Annotated in this window: 18 protein-coding genes and 1 tRNA gene; 12 read left to right on the forward strand and 7 right to left on the reverse strand. The window is 65.3% G+C overall.

Annotated elements, in window-relative coordinates; all coding sequences use genetic code 11:
• Positions 1 to 113 precede the first annotated feature (113 nt).
• The 4 genes from G4223_RS08845 to G4223_RS08860 all read right to left on the reverse strand — a co-directional run bounded on the left by G4223_RS08845 (position 114) and on the right by G4223_RS08860 (position 2473).
• Positions 114 to 190 (reverse strand) — tRNA-Arg (locus G4223_RS08845).
• A gap of 15 nt (positions 191 to 205) precedes the next feature.
• Positions 206 to 514 carry an ETC complex I subunit gene (locus G4223_RS08850; protein ID WP_163677974.1) on the reverse strand — a complete coding sequence of 103 codons (309 nt, stop codon included), beginning with the start codon at positions 512 to 514 and terminating at the stop codon, positions 206 to 208.
• A gap of 72 nt (positions 515 to 586) precedes the next feature.
• Complete coding sequence (locus tag G4223_RS08855; RefSeq protein ID WP_163677977.1) at positions 587 to 1558, reverse strand: zinc metalloprotease HtpX; 972 nt, start codon at positions 1556 to 1558, stop codon at positions 587 to 589.
• A gap of 15 nt (positions 1559 to 1573) precedes the next feature.
• The gene (locus tag G4223_RS08860) at positions 1574 to 2473 is read right to left on the reverse strand and encodes a DnaJ C-terminal domain-containing protein (protein ID WP_163677980.1); all 900 of its coding nucleotides are present in this window, start codon (positions 2471 to 2473) and stop codon (positions 1574 to 1576) included.
• Between the two features lie 503 nt (positions 2474 to 2976).
• Here G4223_RS08860 and G4223_RS08865 point away from each other — a divergent pair.
• From G4223_RS08865 to G4223_RS08915, 11 genes are all read left to right on the forward strand, one after another.
• The gene (locus tag G4223_RS08865; RefSeq protein ID WP_163677984.1) at positions 2977 to 3654 is read left to right on the forward strand and encodes a response regulator transcription factor; all 678 of its coding nucleotides are present in this window, start codon (positions 2977 to 2979) and stop codon (positions 3652 to 3654) included.
• The gene (locus tag G4223_RS08870) at positions 3641 to 5038 is read left to right on the forward strand and encodes an ATP-binding protein (protein ID WP_163677987.1); all 1398 of its coding nucleotides are present in this window, start codon (positions 3641 to 3643) and stop codon (positions 5036 to 5038) included. The genes G4223_RS08865 and G4223_RS08870 overlap by 14 nt, the downstream gene beginning before the upstream one ends.
• Positions 5039 to 5113: 75 nt before the next feature.
• The gene (locus G4223_RS08875; RefSeq protein WP_163677989.1) at positions 5114 to 7501 is read left to right on the forward strand and encodes a PAS domain S-box protein; all 2388 of its coding nucleotides are present in this window, start codon (positions 5114 to 5116) and stop codon (positions 7499 to 7501) included.
• Positions 7489 to 9384, forward strand: a complete 1896-nt coding sequence (locus G4223_RS08880) for a hybrid sensor histidine kinase/response regulator (RefSeq protein WP_163677992.1) — start codon at positions 7489 to 7491, stop codon at positions 9382 to 9384. The genes G4223_RS08875 and G4223_RS08880 overlap by 13 nt, the downstream gene beginning before the upstream one ends.
• 97 nt (positions 9385 to 9481) lie before the next feature.
• Entirely contained in the window at positions 9482 to 10114 is a 633-nt protein-coding gene (locus G4223_RS08885; RefSeq protein WP_163677995.1) for a response regulator, read from the forward strand.
• 86 nt (positions 10115 to 10200) lie between these two features.
• Positions 10201 to 12828 (forward strand): response regulator, encoded by a 2628-nt coding sequence (locus tag G4223_RS20370; RefSeq protein WP_163677998.1) that lies wholly within the window; start codon positions 10201 to 10203, stop codon positions 12826 to 12828.
• Positions 12829 to 12832: 4 nt separating this feature from the next.
• Entirely contained in the window at positions 12833 to 13501 is a 669-nt protein-coding gene (locus G4223_RS08895) for a LuxR C-terminal-related transcriptional regulator (RefSeq protein ID WP_163678001.1), read from the forward strand.
• 100 nt (positions 13502 to 13601) lie between these two features.
• Complete coding sequence (locus G4223_RS08900) at positions 13602 to 14480, forward strand: efflux RND transporter periplasmic adaptor subunit (protein WP_163678002.1); 879 nt, start codon at positions 13602 to 13604, stop codon at positions 14478 to 14480.
• A complete protein-coding gene (locus tag G4223_RS08905; RefSeq protein ID WP_163678005.1) occupies positions 14477 to 15607 on the forward strand; it encodes an ABC transporter permease in 1131 nt (376 codons plus the stop codon). The genes G4223_RS08900 and G4223_RS08905 overlap by 4 nt, the downstream gene beginning before the upstream one ends.
• Positions 15608 to 15610: 3 nt before the next feature.
• The gene (locus G4223_RS08910; RefSeq protein WP_163678008.1) at positions 15611 to 16309 is read left to right on the forward strand and encodes an ABC transporter ATP-binding protein; all 699 of its coding nucleotides are present in this window, start codon (positions 15611 to 15613) and stop codon (positions 16307 to 16309) included.
• Positions 16306 to 16896 carry a TetR family transcriptional regulator gene (locus tag G4223_RS08915; protein ID WP_163678011.1) on the forward strand — a complete coding sequence of 197 codons (591 nt, stop codon included), beginning with the start codon at positions 16306 to 16308 and terminating at the stop codon, positions 16894 to 16896. The genes G4223_RS08910 and G4223_RS08915 overlap by 4 nt, the downstream gene beginning before the upstream one ends.
• A 3-nt stretch (positions 16897 to 16899) precedes the next feature.
• Here G4223_RS08915 and G4223_RS08920 read toward each other — a convergent pair whose 3' ends face one another.
• Positions 16900 to 18747 carry an MASE3 domain-containing protein gene (locus G4223_RS08920; protein WP_338086852.1) on the reverse strand — a complete coding sequence of 616 codons (1848 nt, stop codon included), beginning with the start codon at positions 18745 to 18747 and terminating at the stop codon, positions 16900 to 16902.
• 118 nt (positions 18748 to 18865) lie between these two features.
• Positions 18866 to 19495, reverse strand: coding sequence for a response regulator (locus tag G4223_RS08925; RefSeq protein ID WP_163678017.1), 630 nt, complete (start codon positions 19493 to 19495; stop codon positions 18866 to 18868).
• Positions 19496 to 19665: 170 nt separating this feature from the next.
• On the opposite strand from G4223_RS08925, the gene G4223_RS08930 reads away from it, so the two are divergent.
• Entirely contained in the window at positions 19666 to 20052 is a 387-nt protein-coding gene (locus G4223_RS08930) for a NifB/NifX family molybdenum-iron cluster-binding protein (RefSeq protein ID WP_163678020.1), read from the forward strand.
• Between the two features lie 31 nt (positions 20053 to 20083).
• Here the strand turns inward: G4223_RS08930 and der are convergent, their stop codons facing one another.
• Positions 20084 to 21505, reverse strand: a complete 1422-nt coding sequence (gene der, locus G4223_RS08935; RefSeq protein WP_163678023.1) for a ribosome biogenesis GTPase Der — start codon at positions 21503 to 21505, stop codon at positions 20084 to 20086.

Below are 21505 nucleotides of genomic sequence, written 5' to 3' on the forward strand. Positions count from 1 at the left end.
CTGAGGTCATTTCCATGACCCCCGATTGCAACCTAATCTTGTAGCCCAACCGAGGTTCATGGAAAGCGCAAGAATGCTACACTTGACGGATTTCCTGGAGTGTAGCGGGGTAGTGGCGCGCCCTGCTGGATTCGAACCAGCGACCGTCCGCTTAGAAGGCGGGTGCTCTATCCAACTGAGCTAAGGGCGCCGGGTCGGAAAGCGACTAGAAGCGGCCGAATTCCAGCTTGTCGAAGCGGAAATTGTCGGAATAGTTCTTGGGCGGAACCGGCTTCTTGGTCGCCGGCTCGATCACCTCGAACTCCAGGCCCTTGCGGGTGGCGTAGGCCACGGCCTCTTCCTTGCTGGCGAACTTGAGGCGGATTTGCTGGGTCATGTCGCTGGAGCCCAGCCAGCCCATCAGCGGGTCGGCCTTCTTGGCGTCGATCGGCTCGTATTCCAGCACCCAAGCCTGGGAATTGCCCTTGCCCGACTGCATGGTGGTCTGGGCGGGACGGTAGATACGAACCTGCATCGACGGGCTCCTTTTGCTCGGCCGGAAATTCCGGCCGCTAGAGATAGCGGGAAACCGCGTCGGAAACAAGACTCAGCGCCACCAGCGCCGCACGACGGGGGTTCCCGCCACATCGGACGGCAACAGGATATCGGGCAGCACCAGCGAAGGCCGCGGACGTGGCGGCGCCAGTTCGGCCAGACGCGCCACCCGCTCGGCGGTGGTGGGATGGGTACGGATCAGCCGCAGCCATGCGGGTGCCGATTGCCGCCGCAACCGCTCCCAACCGCCCCCTTGGATCGTATCGAGCCGCATCAGGGCGGAAATCAGGGCACCGGGGTCGCCGGTCAGCTCGGCCGCGCCGGAATCGGCCTCGAACTCGCGGGTCCGCGACAGCGTCAGGGTCAACAGGTCGGCGACCAAGGGGGCCACTACCACCGCCAAAATGGCCAGCCACGGCACGTCCTCGCCGCCATCGGTCATGCCCGGCAAATAGAACGCCGTCAGCAGCACCCCGGCGAAGGCCAGGGCACGGGTCAGCCGCCCAGCCGCCTCGGCCAGCCGCAACAGACGCAGGTCGCCGGCCCGAAGATGGCTGATCTCGTGTGCCAGCACCGCCACCAGTTCGCGGGCGCCCATGCGCCGCAACATGCCGTCCGACACCGCCACCGCGCCATCGCTGCCCCAGCCGGTGGAAAGCGCGATCATCTCGGGTCGGGGGATATAGAGGATCTGCGGCACGCGCGGCAATTCCGCCCGCCGCGCCAGTTCCGCCGTGGCGGCGAAAAGGTCCGGGGCCTGGGACGGCCCCAGCGGCACCGCGCCGTAAAGCGCCCGCAACAGGGTGGTGGAGCGCACCGGTTGCGCCAACATCAGAACTGCCGTGCCGCCGGCCGCCCACAAGATGCCGACGTCGCCGGCCACCAGCCATCCCACCAGCGCCATCCAGCCGACGATGCCGCCCAACAGCAAGGCCGAGCGCAGATGGTTGTGGCGACGGTGGCGGCTCAAAATCTGCCGATCGACACCGGCGGCGGCCAAGGGGCGATGGAAGCGGACGAACATGGATGGCCTCCGTTCTTACCAGCCGGCACGCGGATCGTAAGGGTGTCGTGCGCTCCAGTCGCGGACGAAAGCGGTCAAATCCTGGTCGGGATGGTCGGGCAGCACCAGCCGCAGGGTCACGTAAAGGTCGCCGCCCTTGATCCCCTTGCCACGCAGACGCAACCGGGTGCCAGTGTTGGAACCGGCCGGAACCGCCAGCGCCACCTTGCCGGACAGGGTCGGCACGGTGATCTTCGCCCCCAGAACCGCTTCGGCCAGGGTCACCGGAACCTCAAGGTGGACATGGTCGCCCTGGCGGGTGAACAGCGGATGCGGCCGCACGGTCACCTCGACCAACAGGTCGCCGGCCGTGCCGCCGGCCGCCGGGGCGGGTTGTCCCTGTCCCTTGAGACGCAACACCTGACCGTCGGCAAGACCGGCGGGAATGGTCACGTCCAGCGACCGCCCGCCAATGGCGACGCGCTTGACCGCCCCCAAGGCGGCGTCGGTGAAGTCCACCGCCAGGGTGACGCGGACATCCTGGCCGCGCCGTGGCCGTGCACCGCCGAAACCATGGGCGAACAGATCCTCGAACACGGAATCGGCGCCGCCGCCGAACGAAAAGTGAAAGGAACCGGGATCGCCGCCTTGGTGGAACGGATTGCCGGCGAAGCCGTGGGCGCCGGCATGAGCGCCGGCATGAGCGAACGTCTCGTGTCCTTCCGCGTCGATCTCTCCCCGGTCGAAACGCGCCCGCTTGGCCGGGTCCGACAACAGGTCGTAGGCGGCGTTGACGTCCTTGAAGCGGCTTTCCGCCCGCGCGTCGCCGGGATTGACGTCGGGATGCAGCTTTTTGGCCAGCTTGTGATAGGCCTTGCGAATCTCGCTTTCGCTGGCGCCGGGCTTGACCCCCAGGATGTCGTAAGGGCTGCGCATGGTCGTCCGTTCTCCAAATGGCCGGCGGGACAGCGGAACCGGGGCCGCCGCATGCGGCCCTGCGCAACCAGGAACGTCGAAAACCCGTCCGCGCCCGACCGGCGGCACGCGTCACGCCAAGGCCCCTTTCCAGGCACCCTGGTTCTATGGATTTAAGCATCGCCGGGACGGCGTCAAGACAACCGAACCAACAGCGGCCCCAGGACATTACCAATCATTAATGCCGGTGAAAGGTGGCTGTAAGGTCGCGGATGGCATCTTCTCATCATCAGGTACGGGAAAACGACGGAATTCAGCGCTCCCTGTCGTCTCCCAACCCGGCGGACCCGAACTCCCCGCCGACCGGAAGCGCCGGCCTTTCCCCCGGGACGGCGCCTCAGTTCAGAACGATCGCCGGCCCTTTCCCCCCAAGCCGGCATCGGAAGATGAAAACCGCCCCCGCAGCTGTCCCCCTGGCTGCGGGGGCTTTTCTTTGGAAGGCCAAGCAAGGTAAGGTCCGACACATGCGTATCTTGCTTATCGAAGACGATCAAGAGGCGGCCGCCTATCTGGCCAAAGGTCTGCGCGAGGCCGGCAACACCGTCGACCATGCCGCCAACGGCACGGACGGCCTGTTCCTCGCCACGTCGGAACGTTACGACGTGATGGTGGTGGACCGCATGCTGCCGGGTTTGGACGGGTTGGCCATCATCCAGGCCATCCGAGCCGGCGGCAACGACACGCCGGTGCTGATCCTGTCGGCGCTGGGCAAGGTCGATGACCGGGTCAAGGGGCTCAAGGCCGGCGGCGACGACTATCTGGTCAAGCCCTACGCCTTCGCCGAGCTTCTGGCCCGCATCGAGGCGCTGGGCCGGCGCGGCACCGCCAGCCAGCCCGACACCAAGCTGAAGGTCGAAGACCTCGAGATGGATCTGCTGGCCCGCACGGTGACCCGCGCCGGACAATCGGTGGACCTGCAACCACGCGAATTCCGCCTGCTGGAATACCTGATGCGCCACGCCGGTCAGGTGGTGACCCGCACCATGCTGCTGGAAAACGTCTGGGAATACCATTTCGACCCCCAGACCAACCTGATCGACGTCCACATCAGCCGCCTGCGGCAGAAGGTGGACAAGGATTTCGACCAGGCCCTGATCCATACCGTGCGCGGCGCCGGATATTCCCTCCGTGCGACCCGCTAATCTGGCCCTGCCGCCGCTGCTGCGCGCCACCACCTTTCGGCTGGCGCTGTCGTATCTCGGCATCTTCACCGTCTCGGCCGTGGCGCTGTTGGCGCTGGTGTCGTGGAGCACCTCGGTCTTCATCGAATGGCAGGTTCAGGAGACCGTCGAGGTCGAAGCCACCGGCCTGTCGGAACAATACAAGGAACGCGGCATTCAGGGTCTGGCCGAAATCATCGGCAACCGCGCCAGCCAGGACATCGAACGCCGCGCCGTCTATCTGTTGATGGCCCCGGACGGGTCGCGCATCGCCGGCAACCTGTTCGGCTGGCCCAAGGATGACAGCGACGCCTCGGGCTGGGTGCGTTTTCCCATCGAACGGGTCGGCGACGGACGGCTGTCCACCGAGGTTCTGGCACGCACCTACGTCATGCCCCAGGATTACCGCCTGTTGGTCGGCCGGTCGCTGCACGACACCATGCGGGTCAAATCGGCCATCAACCGGGCGCTGGGCTGGGGGTTGGCGCTGACCGTGCTGTTGGGCATCGTCGGCGGCTATTTCACCAGCCGGCACATGCTGACCCGCGTCGAAGCCATGAGCCGCACGGCACGGCGCATCGTCGGCGGCGACATGACCAGCCGTATGAAGCTTTCCGGCACCCACGACGAATTCGACCAGCTCGCCACCAGCTTCAACGAGATGATGGACGAGATCGAGCGGCTGGTGGACGGCATGCGCATGGTCACCGACAACATCGCCCATGACCTGCGCACGCCGCTGAACCGGTTGCGCTCGCGCATCGAGGTCGCGCTGTTGGGCGAAGGCAGCGCCGATGATCTGCGCCGGGTGCTTGAGGAAACGGTGGTCGAGGCCGACAATTTGCTGGCCACGTTCAAGGCGCTGCTGGCCATCGGCAACGCCGAATCGGGCCAACGCCTGCACAGCTTCGAGCCTTTGGACCCGGCACAGATAACGGCCGACGTGGTCGAGCTTTACGAGCCCCTGGCCGAGGAAGCGGGCGTCGCCATCTCGTGTCATACCGACCGTGACCTGACGGTGGATGGCGACCGCCACCTGATGTTCCAGGCCTTGGCCAACCTGGTGGACAACGCCGTCAAATATACCCCGGCCGGGGGCCGGGTCGCGGTGACGGTCGCCGGCACCGAAGACGGCGGCACCGAGATTACGGTGGCCGATTCCGGCCCCGGCATCCCCGAGGACGCGCGCGAGCGCGTGCTCGACCGTTTCGTGCGGCTGGACTCCACCCGCACCACCCCCGGCAACGGGCTGGGACTGTCGCTGGTCAAGGCGGTGGCCCGCCTGCACGGCGGCGCACTGAGCCTGGGCGACAACGCCCCCGGTCTGCGGGTCTGCCTGCGTCTGCCGGCGGCGGTCAAGGGCTGATCCAAGCTTCCCTGTTGCGGACATGCATGCCGCGGGTAAGAATGATCTCCTTCGCCCGGCCGAGCAGGAGACAGAATGGCCCAAGGCTGGTTGCGCCGCCTTCCAAACGCCATCGACGCATTCTCGCGGACATTACGCGGCAGTTGCGCGCCGGACTGCATGGGAACCGAGCGGCTGGAACGGATGCTGTCGGCGGCGCCCATGGTGCTTTATGTCCTGCGCTGGACGCCCGACCACCAGCCGCTTTACGTCAGCGCCAACGTCGAACGCTTCACCGGCCTGACCGCCGAAAGCATCCTGACCAACCCCAGACGCTGGCTGGCCGCCATCCACGGCGACGACCGCATGTCCTATGCCAAAGCATTGGAACGCCTGCCGGAGCACGGCCGCTTCGCCCTGGATTACCGGGTCCGCCATGTGGAAGGCGGCTGGCGTTGGGTGCGCGACGAAGCCCGCGTCAAGCTTGACGCCCGCGGAGAACCGGCCGAGGTGGTGGGGTCGTGGCTGGACATCACCGACCGCCGCCATTCCGAACAGGCCCTGGCCGCCAGCGAAGCGCAGGTGCGCGCGGCGCAAGCCCTGTTGACCGACGCGCTGGAAAGCAGTGGCGACGCCTTTTCGCTGTTCGACCCGCAAGACCGTCTGGTGGCCTTCAACAGCCGCTACAAGGAATTTTATCAAAGCATCGCCGACATGATCCGCCCCGGCGTTTCGTTCGCCGAATTGCTGCTGGTCAGCGCCGAACGGGGCCAATACCGAGGCGTGGATGCCGATGGCATCCCGCAATGGCTGGCCGAACGCATGGCCCATCACCAGAACGCGCTCGGCTTTTTCGAACAGCAACTGGCCGATGGCCGTTACCTGGAAATCGTCGAACGCGCGACCATGGACGGTGGCCGCGTCGCCATCCGCCGCGACGTCACCGCCCGCAAGACGGTCGAAGAAGCCTTGCGACGGGAGCTGGCGTTCAAACAGACGCTGATCGACGCCTTGCCATTCCCGGTCTATTACAAGGATCGCCAGGGACGTTACCTCGGTTGCAACACCAAGTTCGCCGATGTCGTCGGCCGCCCCATCGCCGACATCGTCGGCAGCACCGTGGCCGATTTCGTCTCTCCCGCCAAGGCCCGGCTTTACGCCCGCTATGACCAGGAACTTCTGGACGATCAGGGCCTTCAGGTCCGCGACCTGACCTTGGAACTTCACGACGGTTCCATCCACCACATGATTCTGGTCAAGGGCCTGTTCACCGACGGCGACGGACAGGTGGCGGGCATCATCGGTTCGATGATCGACGTCACCCCGCAAAAGCGGGCCGAGGAACAATTGGTTCAAACCGCCAAGCTGGCGACCTTGGGTCAGATCGCCTCCGAGGTGGCGCACGAGCTCAACCAGCCGCTTTCCATCATCCGCATGTCGGCCGAACATTGCCTTCAGACCGGGATTTCCGACGACGACACCTTGGCGCGGCGCATGACCACCATCGTCAGCCAAGTGGGCCGCATGGCGGAAATGGTCGACCACCTGCGTTCCTTCAGTCGTCTGGAAAAGGGTGAACCGGTCGCGTTTTCCCCCGCGCAGGTGGCATCCACCGCCGCCAGCCTGTTGGCGCCGCAATTCCTGTTGGACGACATCGAACTTCGGCAACGCATCGACGAAAGCTGCCCCGACATCCTGGGACGCCCCAACCAACTGGAACAGGTTGTCCTGAACCTGCTGGGCAACGGCCGCGACGCGGTGCGGACGGCGCGCCCGCCAAAGGGCGGCTGGGTCGGGATTTCGCTTTCCACTCAAGGCGACATGGTGACCTTGGAAGTGAGCGACAACGGCGGCGGCGTCCCCGAGGCCATGTGGCCGCACATCTTCGACCCGTTCTTCACCACCAAGGCGGACGGTGCCGGTACCGGCCTGGGCCTGTCCATCAGCGTCAACATCGTCACCCAGATGGGCGGAACCATCCAAGGATGCAACCGCGACGGCGGCGCGGTGTTCACCATTACCGTTCCCGCCCACCAGATGTTGCCGCAAGAAACCGCAGACACCGCCGAACAAAACGCGCTCCCTCCGTCCCCGCCGCATCAAAGCGACGGGCCCCGGCCGCGCGTTCTGGTGATCGACGACGAGGAACTTTCGGTGGAATGCATCGTCGATTTCCTGGCGGCACGCGGCTTCGATGCCAACGGCGCCACCGCCCCTGATCAGGCCCTGGCGCAGGCCCGCGCCGGCAAACCCGATCTGGTGATCTGTGACTTGCGCTTGCCGGGCATTTCCGGGGCGGCCTTGGTCACACGATTGCGCAATGAGTTGGGGGCGTTCCCCGCGATCCTGATGACCGGCGGCCCGATCCCCGGAGACCTCGCCTCGGAAAACACCGTCGTCCTGGGCAAGCCGCTGGCGTTGCGAGAGGTGCTGGACCAGGCCGAGCGCCTTCTCGCCGCACGGAGACAGCCATGCGAAAGCTGAAGCATCTGTTGCCGTTTCTGGCGTCTGGAATCCTGGCGGTGACGATCGGCTGGCATCAGGTGACCACGTTCCAGTCCGACCTGACCCAGGAACGCGCCTATATCACCCGCGAAATCCAAGAGGGATTGTCCAGCCTGCACCGCGACCTGGTCACCGTGGCGCATCTGGCCGAGGGCAGCCCAGACCACGCCCCACGCGAAACCAACGATTATCTGAACGCCCGTCGGGAAGCCTTTGTTCCCGTACGCTGGCTTGGACTGGTGTCATCGCCGCAGACGCGCCCCACCGTCATCCTGGCCTCGGCCACCACCCGCGGCTTCGACCAACGCGACGACGACAACATCCTTGCCATCGTAAGAAACGTCGCCACGGGCGGCATGGCGGCGACGGTCCCCCGCACCTATCGCGACGCGGCGACCCTGGCGCTGGCGTTCGGCCCGACCGACGCCGGCGGCGGCGGCGGCACCTTGCTGGCACTGGTCGATCCCGATGGGTTGCTGGACGACAGCTTGCGCGCCCACGGCCACCGAACACATCCCATGCGTCTTTTGTACGCCGGCCAAACCATCGGCCAATGGCCGCATGACCAGAACGACGGCCCGACAGCGACCTTTTCCGAGATCGAACTGGGGCCACTGAATTTCACCGTGGCCTACACCTCGCCCAGTTGGGCGGACTGGCTGGGAGCAGCCCTTCCGCTTCCCCTGGCCATCGTGCTGGCGGCCGCGGCCATGACCCTGGCCTTTCACCGCCGCCCACCGCCCGCCCCGACCGTCGTCGCCACACGTCCCGATCCTGTTTCCGACGCCCCGTTTCCGTCTCAGATCCATCGGGACCGGCTGTGGCACCTGGGCGAAATGGCGGCGACCCTGGCGCACGACCTCGGGCAGCCGTTGAACGTCATCCGCCTGAACGCCGAAGCCGTGGGCGACGCCATGGCTGGCGGGCGCCTGGACGAAGCCCGACTGCAACGGGCATTGGACGCCATGGCGGAACAGACCACCCGTGCGCGGGCCATGTTCGAGACGGTGATCGCCGCCAGCCGCCGCCCGATCGAAACGGCCGGCCCCCTGTGCCCCCGCGACTGTGTCCGGGCCGCCCTGGCGGAACAGATTCCGGTTTTTCGACGGACCGGCATTCACCTCAAATGGCACACGGACACCGCCGTTCCCACCGTTCTTGGCCATGGCCCACGTTTTGCCGCCGCGTTGCGCCACCTGCTGACCAACGCCGTCGAAGCGCTGGTCTCGCAATGCCTGGACGGACATTCGGGAACGGTGGCGGTGGAATGCCGCCGCCAGGGCGACGGCGTCGAGATTTCGATCGCCGACGACGGCCCCGGCTTTCCCCCCGCGGTTCTGGAAAGCCTGAGCACCCCCACTCCTCCCGCCTCGGGCCGGGGCAAGGGCTGTGGGTTGGGTCTGACCATCGTCGCCGGAGTGGTGGCGGAAATGGGCGGCGCGCTGTCCATCGACCCTGCCGCCCCCGGCACACGGATCAGCCTGCGCCTTCCCGCCTATCGGCAATCGCTGCTTTTGGTGGACGACGACGCCGACGCATTGACCGGTCTGGCCGAGAACATGACATTTCGGGGATGGGACGTCCGTGTCGCCAATGGCGGCAACACCGCCTTGTCGATGTTCATCGCCGCGCCCACCGACGCCGTCGTCACCGACCTTCACATGCCCGGCGGCGATGGTTGGACCCTGATCCGGCAATTGCGGACCCTGACCGCCGACATGCCCATCGTCGTCATGACCGCCGCCGACGACGACGAAACACGCCAAGCGGTGACAGCCGGGGCAAGCCTGACGTTGCAAAAACCCGTGACCGCCGCCGCCTTGGCACGGGAGCTGACCGAATTGCGGCAGGGAATCTGGTAGCACCAGACATGTTTACATCACGCGGAACCGATATACGCCTTGAACAAAGACCCAAAATAAAGTTACGAAAGAAAAGGGTGTAGGGGGAGAAGTGTCCATGCGCATCATCCTTGCCGACGATCACGTCATGATCCGTGAAGGCTTGCGGCCTTTCGTTGAAAAAGTCTCTCCCGGAACGGAAGTTTTGGAGGCGGGCAGCTTTCCTGAGATTGTCGAGCTTCTCAAAACCCAAAGCGTCGACCTCATCATCCTTGACCTCAAGATGCCGGGGATGAACGGCTTTCAGGGATTGGTGAACCTGCGCCGCGACTATCCGGCCATCCGTTGCGTCATGTTGTCGGCCATGGCCGACCGCGAACACGTGCTCGAGGCCATTCGCCTGGGGGCGCACGGTTTCATCCCCAAGCACCTGTCGGGAGCGGCCATGGTATCGGCGCTGCAACTGGTGCTGTCGGGGGAGCGTTTCATTCCCGCCATGCTGGTCGATAGCGCCGGCGCGTCCGGCAACGCCAAGGATCAGAACTCGGGCGCGTTGATCGGCCGCCTGACGCCGCGTGAACGCGACATTCTTCGTCTTTTGCGCGAGGGGCACCCTAACAAGGTTATCGCCAACCGCCTGGACGTCAGCGAAGTGACCGTCAAATCTCATTTGGGCAACGTCTTTCGCAAATTAGGTGTTCAGAACCGCCTTCAGGCAATGAAACTTTTAGTGGACAGCGAACCTTTCTAATTTTCTGCCCTATACCTTTCGATGTCTGTTCGCCCTATCTTTCCGGTGTCATACTCCCCACCTGAACAGGCAGTGGGGGCTGTTCCGTGCACGATCGTGCCGACCGTCCTAGGCCGGCCCAGGATGAAGGCAACCCGGGACAAAGGGGGCCGTCACCGCTGCGGCCCGGTCTGTGGCCGTGGTTTCTTCTTGGTCTGTGCGTCACTTTGGCGTTGTGCGTCCTCGCCATCGAATTCGTCCGTTTCGTCGACATCGTACCCGCCGGTTCCGAGACTTCGCTGATCTGGTGGCGTTCTCCCGCCCTTCTCGCGGCCGTGATGGCCGGCATGATCGTGACCGCGACCGTGGTGGTGCTGGCCCATCAGCGCCGGATGCTCGACCTGGGCCGCGACAGCAGCGACCGGCAATTGCAAGGCATCGCCCTGGCGCTGTCAAATCTGGACAGCGACCCTTTGTCGGCGTGGCGCGCCCTGCGCGAGGAAAAAGTCATCGACGGCCACGCCCTGTGGGATTCCGAGGGGCGTCTGGTTGATTTCAGCGGTTTTCTTGGCCGCTATCTGCCACAGCTCGCCGATTGGCGCACCCCGACGGTTCGACAGTTGATCACCGCCATGGTGGACGGCGGGCACATGCTTCCGCCACCCGGTCTGAACCGCGCCCAGACCATCGAAGTGTATTGCCACCTGCGCAGCCGGATACCGGGACTGCGTGAATTGCGCATGTGCGACGGCCAAAGCTTCCTGGCACGCACCATCGACCTGGGCCACGGTCGTCTGGCCAGCGTCTACACCAACATCTCAGAACTTTACCGTTCTCGCGATGGCATGGTCGGCGCCGACACCTTTCGCCTTGCGTTCGAACAGGCTCCCAACGCCAAGCTGATGCTGGATGCGCAACAGCGTCCGACCGCCGTCAACAACGCCTTCCTGGCGTTGATGGGATACGATTCCGATGCCGCCGCCCGGCTGGGATGGCTTGGCCTGCTGGCCGAGGACGAGAACCGGAACACCCTTCCCTGGGCGGCGGGCGCCCGCCGCATGGTGACGGCCGATGGCGAAACCGTCCGTGTCCAGATCAGCGTCCAGAATTTGGTGGACCCCCTGAGCGACACCCCCGGCGGAACCTTGGTGACACTGGAAGACGTCGGCGGCCGTTGGGAAAGCGAGGAACGGCTGCGGCTCCAGGCGGCGATCCTGGACCGGATCGAACTGGCGGTCCTGGCCGTAGACAAGAGCGGCCGCGTCGTCCATGGCAACCGCTCGGTCTGTGCCTTGTTCCAATGGAGCGAACAGGTGTTGCCCGGAACCCCGGTGGAGCGGCTGTTGGGGACCTCGGTCCTGAACGCCGACGACGGCAAGGAACTCGAAACCGAGGGAACCACGTGGTCCGGCACGGTCTTTCCCGCCCAGGTCCATGTCTCGAAGCTGAGCACGGAATCGGTTCTCCCCGAGGGAACGATCCTGGTGGTCGCCGACCTCACGCCACGGCGCGCCCTTGACCTTCAACTCATGCATTCGGCGCGGCTGGCCACCTTGGGCGAAATGGCCGCCAGCATCGCGCACGAGTTCAACCAATGTCTGCACGTTATCCGCCTCGCCTCGGAAGCGGTACAGATGGACATCGGCGACGGCCATTTGAACATCGAGCGACTGCGCACGCGCACCGGCAACATCCTGGACCAAGTGGACCGCCTGACCGAGATGGTCACCCACATGCGCGCCATCAGCCGCCGGGAAAACCAGGACCGCAAACCCTTCCGTCCCCAGGCGGCGGTGGATTCCGCGCTGCGCATGGTCGAGCCCCTGCTCAAGGCCGACGGCATCCGGGTGATCCGCCAGGGCTGCCTGGAAAAGCTGCTGGTCCTGGGGCACCAGGTCCGCCTGGAACAGGTTCTGCTCAACCTGCTCAACAACGGCCGCGACGCCATCCGTGACCGTTTCCGTGCGCATGGCAACAGCGGCGGCACCATCACCATCACCTGCGAGACCGATCCCGAGACGCGGCGCCTGCGGATTCGGGTGCGCGACGACGGCACCGGCATCGCCAAGGCGATCGGCGACCACATCTTCGAGCCCTTCGTCACCACAAAGGATGGCGGCAACGGCCTTGGCCTCGGCCTGTCCATCAGCCGGGGCATCTGTTCCGAGATGGGCGGTTGCCTGAGCTTCGGCAACGTCGAGAACGGCGCCGAGTTCACCATCGACCTGCCGTTGGCTCCGTCCGACACCCCGCCGCCGCTCTGCGCCCCCGCCCCCCCTCCGCTGCCGACCTCCTCCCGGAGCGAGGACAAGCTGGAAGGCGAAGACGAGGACGAGGACGATTTCTGCGCCGGGCAACGTGTGCTTCTGGTGGACGACGAAGCGTTGTCGGTGATGATGCTGGCCGAATTCCTCAAGCGGCACGGTTACGAGGTCGACACCGCCTATGACGGGCTGGAAGCCTATGAATTGTGCCAGACCCACGTCTACCACGCCGTCATCACCGACATCCGCATGCCGCGCATGACCGGCCGCGAACTGATCGTCAAGCTTGAGGAACTGCAACCGGGAACCCCGGTCATCGTGGTCACCGGCCATCTCAAGGAAAACAACGCCGCCGATCTGGGCGCCAACGTGGTCGCCCTGTTGGCCAAGCCGTTCCAGTTACAGGACTTGCGCGAGCACCTGTTGCGGCTGGAACATCATCCCCACAACCCCCAAGAAGAGGGAGTTTAACCCCATGCGGATTCTGCTTGCCGACGACCACGCCATGGTACGCGACGGTTTGGTGCCGTTCCTCGAACGCCTGGAACCCGGCGCCAGCGTGGTCGAGGCCGGAACCTTCCCCGACGCGCAAAGCGCGGCGCGGACCCATGGCGATTTCGGACTGGCCATCCTTGACCTCTACATGCCCGGCATGAACGGACTGGAGGGTTTGCTGAGCCTGAGGTCTGAGTTCCCGACCCTGCCCATCGTCATCCTGTCGGGATCGACCAAGCCCGAGGACGCGCTTCAGGCCATCGAATCGGGGGCCAACGGCTTCGTTCCAAAGACCATGCGCGGCGAGACCATCCTGGGCGTGCTGCGGCTGGTGCTGTCGGGCGAGAAATACATTCCGCCTTTCCTGTTCGACTATCGCGAGGGCGGCCCCGCGCACTCCCCGGCACAGCCGCCGGCCACCGGATCGCCCCTGGCGCACCTGACCCCGAGAGAGCGCGACATCCTGGAAATGATCGTTGACGGCGCCCCCAACAAGGTCATCGCCCGCGAACTCAACCTCCAGGAAGTCACCGTCAAGGCCCACTTGCGCAACATGTTTCGCAAGCTGACGGTCGCCAACCGGACCGAAGCGGCCCGCGTCGCCCTGTTGGCTGGCGTCTCCGGCCGCAAATCCCTGCAACACGTTTGAGTCCACGTCCGTCGGGAACGGAGACCTTCGTTCCCGACATTGACAAACGGCCCCGAAGATAGTTAGTTATTACTAACTAATCAAATCTGGATGCCGTGCCATGCCGCTTTCCGGTTTCCGTGCCGCCGCCACGGCCCTTGCCTTTCTCCTGCTCCTTGCCCAGCCGGTGGCGGCCGAGGACATCTATGGCCTGGGCACGGTCGAGGCCCGCGTGCTGTCCCGTGTCGGCTTCGATCTGGCCGGAACGGTTGTGGAACTGAACGCCGACCATGGCGAGTTGGTGAAGCGCGGCCAGGTGATGGCCCGCTTGGACAGCCGCGAACAAACCGCCCGCGTCGCCCAGGACGAGGCCGGTCTGCGTCAAGCCGCCGCCGCGCTGAACCAGGCCCAGGCGCGGCTGGAACGCGCCCGCGCCCAGCAATCGCACCGCCGCAACGTCAACCAGCGCCGTCAAAGTCTGGTCCGTAACGGCACCGTGTCGGTGGAAGCCGCCGAGGATGCCCAATCCACCGCGGAAATGGCCGCCGCCGACGTCGCCGTCGCCCAAGCCGACGTCGAGGCCGCGCGCGGCGCGATCGAAGCGGCGCAGGCGACCTTGCGATTGTCCCGCACCACCTTGGACCGCCATCAGTTGGTCGCCCCTTACGACGCGATCGTGGTCGAACGCAGCCGGGAACTGGGCGCCGCACTGACCGCCGGCACGCCGCTGTTCACCATTGTCGATCCAGGCACCGTCTGGGTTCAGGCCTTCGTCGACGAATCCCGCGCCGGCCCGTTGAAGGTCGGACAAAAGGCCACCATCACCTTGCGCTCGCTACCCGGCCGCGTCCATGCCGGCACCGTGGTCCGCATCGGCATCGAAAGCGACCGCGTCTCCGAGGAACGCCGGGTCCACGTCGCCTTCGATTCTCCGCTTGCCGACTTCCACCTGGGGGAACAGGCCGAAATCCTGGTCTCCACCGACGGCGCCACGCCATGAACCTGGCGCTTCGCGACATCCGCCACCGGGCCGGCCGCTTCGTGCTGACCGCGGTGGGACTCTCGCTGTTGCTGGGGGTGGTGATGTCCATGATCGGCATCTATCGCGGTCTGGTCGACGACGCCTTGGCGCTGGCGCGTGCCCCGGCGGCCGAGCTTTGGGTGGTCGAAGGGGGAACCCGAGGCCCCTTCGCCGAAGCATCGCGCATCCCCCGCGACACCCGTGCCGCCATCGCCCGTCTTGACGGGGTGGCCGCCGCCGGCGCGGTAACCTACCAATCGCTTCAGGTGAGCGTGGACGGCCGGCCGTTGCGCCTGTTCGTGGTCGGACACGAACTGGACCGCCCCGGCGGCCCGACCGCCATCGCCGATGGCCGCGCCATCGAGCGCAGCCATTTCGAACTGGTGGTGGACCGCCGCACCGGGCTTAAGCTGGGGGAACGGCTGCGTCTGGGAACCGACACCTTCACCGTGGTCGGACGCACCAAGGGGCAGGTGGATTCCGCCGGCAACGCCGTCGCCTATATGACCTTGTCCGATGCCCAGAAACTGCAATTCACGCTGGAAGGCGCCGCCGCCCGCAACCAGGCGGCACGAGGAGAAAGTCCGAACCGGCAACAAGTCAACGCGGTGGTGGCGCGGGTCAAACCCGGCCATGACCCCGACGAACTGGCGCAATCGGTGCGCCGCTGGAAACACCTCGCCGCGTTGTCCCAGGATCAACAGGAAAGCCTGTTGCTGACGTCGGTGGTGGAAAAGGCCCGCCGCCAGATCGGCCTGTTCACCGCCGTCTTGTTGGCGGTGTCCACGGTGATCATCGCCTTGATCATCTACACCATGACCATGGACAAGATGCGCGAGATCGCGACATTGAAGCTGATCGGCGCCCCAGACCGCACCATCGCCGGCCTGATCTTGCAGCAATCCCTGGCCCTGGGCGGGCTGGCCTTCGTCACCGGAACGACCCTTGTCACCCTGGCCGCCGGGGTCTTTCCCCGCCGGGTGCTGATCCTGCCCGCCGACGTGGCCGCCTTGTCCTTGGTCGTCCTGACGATCTGCGTCGTCGCCAGCCTGTTCGGGGTGCGTTACGCCTTGCGCGTCGATCCCGCCCGCGCGCTGGGAGGTTGAGCCATGACACATCCCTTGATCCGATTGCGCGGAATGGCGAAGCATTACGGCGAGGGCGCCACCCGCGTCGATGCCTTGCGGGCGGTGGACATGGACATCCACGCCGGCAGCGTGGTCGGCTTGCTGGGACCGTCCGGGTCGGGCAAGAGCACCTTGCTCAACCTGATCGGCGCCATCACCGACCCCAGCGGCGGGCACATGATCCTGGATGGCGAAACGGTCTATGACGGCCGCTGGCTGCGCCGCGACCTGCGCCGGCTGCGGCTGGAAAAGATCGGCTTCATCTTCCAGTTCCACAATTTGATGCCGTTCTTGTCGGCACGCGAGAATGTCGAGGTGGTGCTGGACCTTGCCGGCTGGCCCGCCGCCAAACGACGCGAACGCGCTCAATCCCTGCTCGACTATCTCCAGGTCGGCGACAAGGCCCAGGCCAAGCCGGCGCAATTGTCCGGCGGCCAGGCCCAACGGATCGCCATAGCCCGCGCCCTGGCCAATAATCCCCGCATCATCCTGGCCGACGAACCGACGGCGGCCCTGGATTCCGAACGCGCCGCCATCGTCATGGACCTGTTGCGCAAGGTCGCCGCCGACCAAGGGGCGGCGGTGGTGGTGGTTACCCACGACGACAAGATCATGAACCGCCTGGACGTCATCCACCGGCTGCGCGAAGGTGTCTTGCAGTCCCCCGAGGAGAGGACGTGACCCCCCGCCGCAAAAGCGCCGCCGACCGTCGCGCCGAAATCGTCGCCACGGCGTTGGCCCTGGCCGGCGAGATGGGGCCGCACAAGGTCACCACCGAAGCCGTCGCCACCCGCATCGGCCTGACCCAACCCGCCATTTTTCGCCATTTCCCACGCAAGGACGACATGTGGCTGGCGGTCATGGCGTGGCTGAGGGAACAATTGTCGGCACGATGGGAAGACGCACTGACCGCGCCCGCCCACGACGCCCTGGGCGCGGTGGTCGCCGCCCATCTGGACTTCGTGTCACGACTTCCCGCCCTGCCGCTGGTGCTATTGTCGCCGGAACTGCGCCGCGACTGCGCCGCCCTGGCCGAGGAGACGGAGCACCTGATGGCGGCGTTCATGGCCGCCCTGTCCCGCGCGATCCGTTTGGACCAGACCGCCGGCCGCCTGAGCGGCCGGACAACGCCCGAAGACGCGGCCCAATTGGTGTTGGCGGTGATCCAGGGAACCGCCTTGCGCTGGGCGGTAGCGAAACAGGGTTTCGACCTGAAAGGCCAGGGCATACGCATCCTGGCGCTGGCAATCAGCGGCCTTGCCCCATAGGGATCAGACCTCGACCAGTTGGTTTTCCGTCAGGGGAAAGCGGATTTCCACCGCGATGCCGTCAGCCCGGCGGACCGCGATGTCGCCATGCATCTGGCGAACCAGGGCGCCGACCATGCGCAGGCCCAGCGCCGTGCTGGTTCCGTCAAAATCCAACGGACGATCGGCGATGCCGCCATCGGCGGCGACCACCAGCATCCCCTCGCCCGGATGGGGAACGAAGGTGCGAACCGACAAATGGCCACCAGCCTCGCCAAAGCCCGATTTCAAGGCGTTGGCGACCAATTCGTGGACGATCAGCGCCAAAGGCTCGGCCTTGTCCACGCCCAACACCAAGGCGTCACCCGCGACCGTGAGCTTGATCCGGTCATCGCGCGGAGCCGAGGCCCGAAACAGTTCCCCGCACAAGGTCCGGGCGTATTGGGTGAAATCAAGGGCGGCCAAGTTCTTTTGCTTGTAAATCAGCTCGTGAACCTTGGCCAACGACAAAATTCTGCCGCAAGCTTCGTCGAAATGCCCGCGCAAGGCCAAGTCGGTGATCTGCCAGCCCTGCATCTGAAGGATCGACGAAACGATCTGGAGATTGTTTTTGACCCGATGGTGAACCTCTTGCACCAACAGCCGGTTTTCCGTCAGCGACGCCTTAAGGTCTTCTTCCATGGCGGTGCGCGCGGTGATGTCCCGCAATACCACCACCACCGAATTGCTGCTGCCGGCCGGCGACACCTGTAGTTCCAGACATAAGCGGTCACCATGCCATGACAGGCAGATTTCACGGGTTCGGGCGACCCCGTCCCCGAGAACCTCAAGCGCCAGATCCTCGACAGGAGCCATCAGCGCCGGATCCATTCCCGCCTCGCGCCAAGTCCGTCCCCCAAGTTCGCGGGCTCCGCGTTCCAGGAATGCCTGGGCGGCGCGGCTGGCGAACAGGACGCGCCCCGGCCCGTCAAGCATCAACACCGGATCCAACGTGGCGTCCAACACGGCATCCAGCATCCTGGCATGCTGCGCCACCTCGCCGGACAAGGCTCGCTCGCGCTCCAAGGCGCCGAAGATCAGGGATTGCGGCCGCTTGAGGCCACTGTCGACCACCGCCTTGAGAAAGGCCCAGGCACTGAATATCTTGAGGGCATGGCCAACCAGATGGGTCAGGCCGAAGACATCGGTGTACCAAAGGAAGCACAGCTCGGTCAGAAGCTTGGCGCCCACCGACAGGGTCAGCAAGGTGTAGATGGCAGGGTCGAAACCACCCGAGCGGCGGCGGAAAAGCATCAGCACCGCCAGGAAAACCGCCACCACCACCACTTCGATGGAAACCTTGAAGGTGGTGACCCCCACCCCCGGCACGAAAGCGGCCGGCAGCCAATCGGCGAAGATGGCGCCGACCAGGAGACAGAATCCCCCCCCCAGCACGACCATCAGGAGGCGGTCGCCATAGCGACGTTGCGGTGCCCATACCGCCACCAGGAAACATACCGCCTCGAACAACCGCCCAGCCAACCAGAACTGGGTCGGCAGGTTGCCGCCACGGGAGTCGATGATACCGACACCCTTGTAGGAAAAGGTGTGCAGCAGGTCGAATCCACCAACGAAAAGCTGGCCCACCCCCAGGAGCAGCAGATAATTACGGCCGATCCAGTCGCGTGACGACCACGCCACCACGGCGGCGGCGAAGGCGACGACAATCGAGAACGTTTCCGCCAGGGTGTGGAAAACCGCGAAATTGGCGGCCCACAAAGCGCACAGCAGCACGCCAAGCAGACCGAACCCGGCCACGGCGCCGGACCCGATGACCGGTCGCGTCGATACCGCCGAGGTCAACCGCCCGTCGTCCAACCGCACCACTCCCACAGCCAAGCCTCGCCGCCAAGGCAATCCTTGGCGACACACACCCCCTACTTGAGGTTATAGACGGCTCGGTCGGGTTAAGCGAGCCCACCACAGGAACGATCCAGATAGTTCCAAGGAACTATTCGATCAATCCGCGCCGCATGGCGTAAGTGGCGAGTTCCGCGGAATTATGCAGGTCCAGCTTCTGCATGATCTTGGTGCGATGGGTTTCCACCGTCTTGATGGCGATGGACAAGGTTTCGGCGATCTCGCGGTTCTTGAGCCCCTGGGCGATCAGACGCAGCACCTCGCGCTCACGCGCGGTCAGCGCCACCGCCACGGTGTCGGCGCCATCGAGATATTCGCGGACGGCCTCCTCGTTCAGGCCCGGCCCCAGATAATGGCGGCCGGATCGCACCGAACCGATGGCGGCCATCAATTCGTCGTGCCCCAGTTTCTTGAGTGCGTAACCGTCGGCGCCGGCGGCCAGGGCCTCGGCCACGCGGCGTTCGCAATTGGCCACGGTCAGGATCAGAACCTTGATCTGCGACGCCATCCGCTTGATGCGGCGTGTCGCCTCGACCCCGTCCAGCACAGGCATGGACAGGTCCATCAACACGATATCGGGCCGAAGCGAACGGGCCATGCTTACGGCCGCTTCGCCATCTTCGGCCTCTCCAACGACTTCCACGTCCTCCGCCTTTAAAAGGGCGGCCAGACCCTGGCGCACGAGTTGTTGGTCCTCGGCGATCAGGATACGAATGGGCACGCGAATGTCCTCCTACGATTGCTCAACCGGCATGAATAGGGGCCAGCGCCACCATGCCTCAATTTCACGCGAAAATCGAGAGCCGGCACCATCGACCACGCAATCACTTGCCCTTCACCGGAAAATGAGTGTTTCATGTGCAAAGATGTCGATTGCGGGATTTTTAAGCAATGAAGGTCGCCGTTGCCAGCTCCGATTTTGCCACCGTCACCGGCCATGCCGGCCGTGCCCGCAAATGGCTGGTGTTCGAGGTGGCAGCCGACGGCACCCTGGGCGAACCGGTCCGCGTCGAACTGAGCAGCGACGAAGTGTTCCATTACGCCGAGGACGGGCGGCCGCATGTGCTTGACGGCGTCGACGCGCTGATCGCCCAATCGGCCGGGGACGGCTTCCTCAAGAACATGGAACAGCGCGGCATCCGCCCGGTTCTGACCGCCGAAAGCGACCCCGTGACGGCGGTGCGGGCCTTGCTGGCCGACACCACCATCCCCCCGAAGCCACGCCCCATCGGGTCGCTGATCTGCAAGACCATCGACCTGTTTTCCAAACACAAGTGAAACGGGATGTCGCCGAAGCGCACCCCGGAATTCACTTCTTCTTGTTCTTGGCGTAGGGATTCTTGCCGCCGCGCACGAACAGCCTGAGCGGCACGCCGGGCAACTTGAACGCCTCGCGCAGACCGTTGACCAGATAGCGTGTATAAGCCTCGGGCAATTCCTCGGGCTTGGAGGCGAAAATGATGAAGGTCGGCGGCCGCGCCTTGGCCTGGGTCATGTAGCGGATCTTCAACCGCCGGCCACCGGCCAGCGCCGGCGGCGGATGGTGCGCCACCACTTCCTCGAGCCACTGGTTCAGCTTGGCCGTCGAAATGCGGCGGTTCCAGGTCTTGTGCTGTTCGATCACCGCGTCCATCAGCTTGCCCAGGCCTTTGCCGGCCAGGGCACTCATGGTGACGCAGGGCACGCCGCGCACCTGCGGCATCGAGGTTTCCAGCCGGTCGCGCAGCCGGGCCATCGCCTCGTCGGGCTTTTCCACCACGTCCCACTTGTTGATGGCGATGACCAGGGCACGCCCTTCCTCGATCACCATGCGGGCGATGGTCAGATCCTGCTTGTCGAGGATGGCGGCGGCATCCATCACCAGCACCACCACCTCGGCCATGCGGATGGCCTCGAGCGTGTTGGACACCGACAGCTTCTCGACCGGATCGTCGATGTTGGCCCGTTTGCGAAGCCCGGCGGTGTCCACCAGCCGGATCCGGCGTTCCTTGTGTTCCCATTCGCTGGTGATGGCGTCGCGCGTCAGGCCGGCCTCGGGACCGGTCAACATGCGGTCCTCGCCCAACAGACGGTTGACCAGCGTGGACTTGCCGACATTGGGGCGGCCGGCGATCACCAATTGCAGGGGCCGGGCCGCGGCCTTGGCTTCCTCGGCGGCGTTGGCGGCTTCCTCGTCCTGGTCTTCGGCGGATTGTTCGACGGCGTCCTCGTCCTCGTCGTCGTTCAACGCCCCCGCCGCCTCGGCATAGGGCTGAAGCGCGAAGAACAGGTCGGACAACCCTTCGCCATGTTCCGCCGACACCGGCACCGGCTCGCCCAGCCCCAGGCCATAGGCTTCGTACAGACCGGGCTCGCCGGCGCGGCCTTCGCATTTGTTGGCCACCAGGATCACCGGCGTCTTCGCCTTGCGCAACAGGTCGGCGAAGTGGCGGTCCAGCGGCGTCACCCCGGCCCGCGAATCGATCAGCAACAGGGCGACGTCGGCTTCCTCGACCGCCTGGTCGGTCTGGCGGCGCATGCGGGCCTCCACCGAATCGTCGGTGGCGTCCTCGTAGCCGGCGGTGTCGATGACGGTGAAATCCATGCCCAGAAGCGTGGCCGCACCAGCACGCCGGTCACGGGTGACGCCGGGCATGTCGTGCACGATGGCGACACGCTTGCCGACCAGACGGTTGAAGAGCGTGGACTTGCCGACATTGGGTCGGCCGACGATGGCGACGGTGAATCCCAT

This window comes from Magnetospirillum aberrantis SpK, assembly GCF_011022235.1.
GTDB classification, from domain to species: domain Bacteria; phylum Pseudomonadota; class Alphaproteobacteria; order Rhodospirillales; family Magnetospirillaceae; genus Magnetospirillum; species Magnetospirillum aberrantis.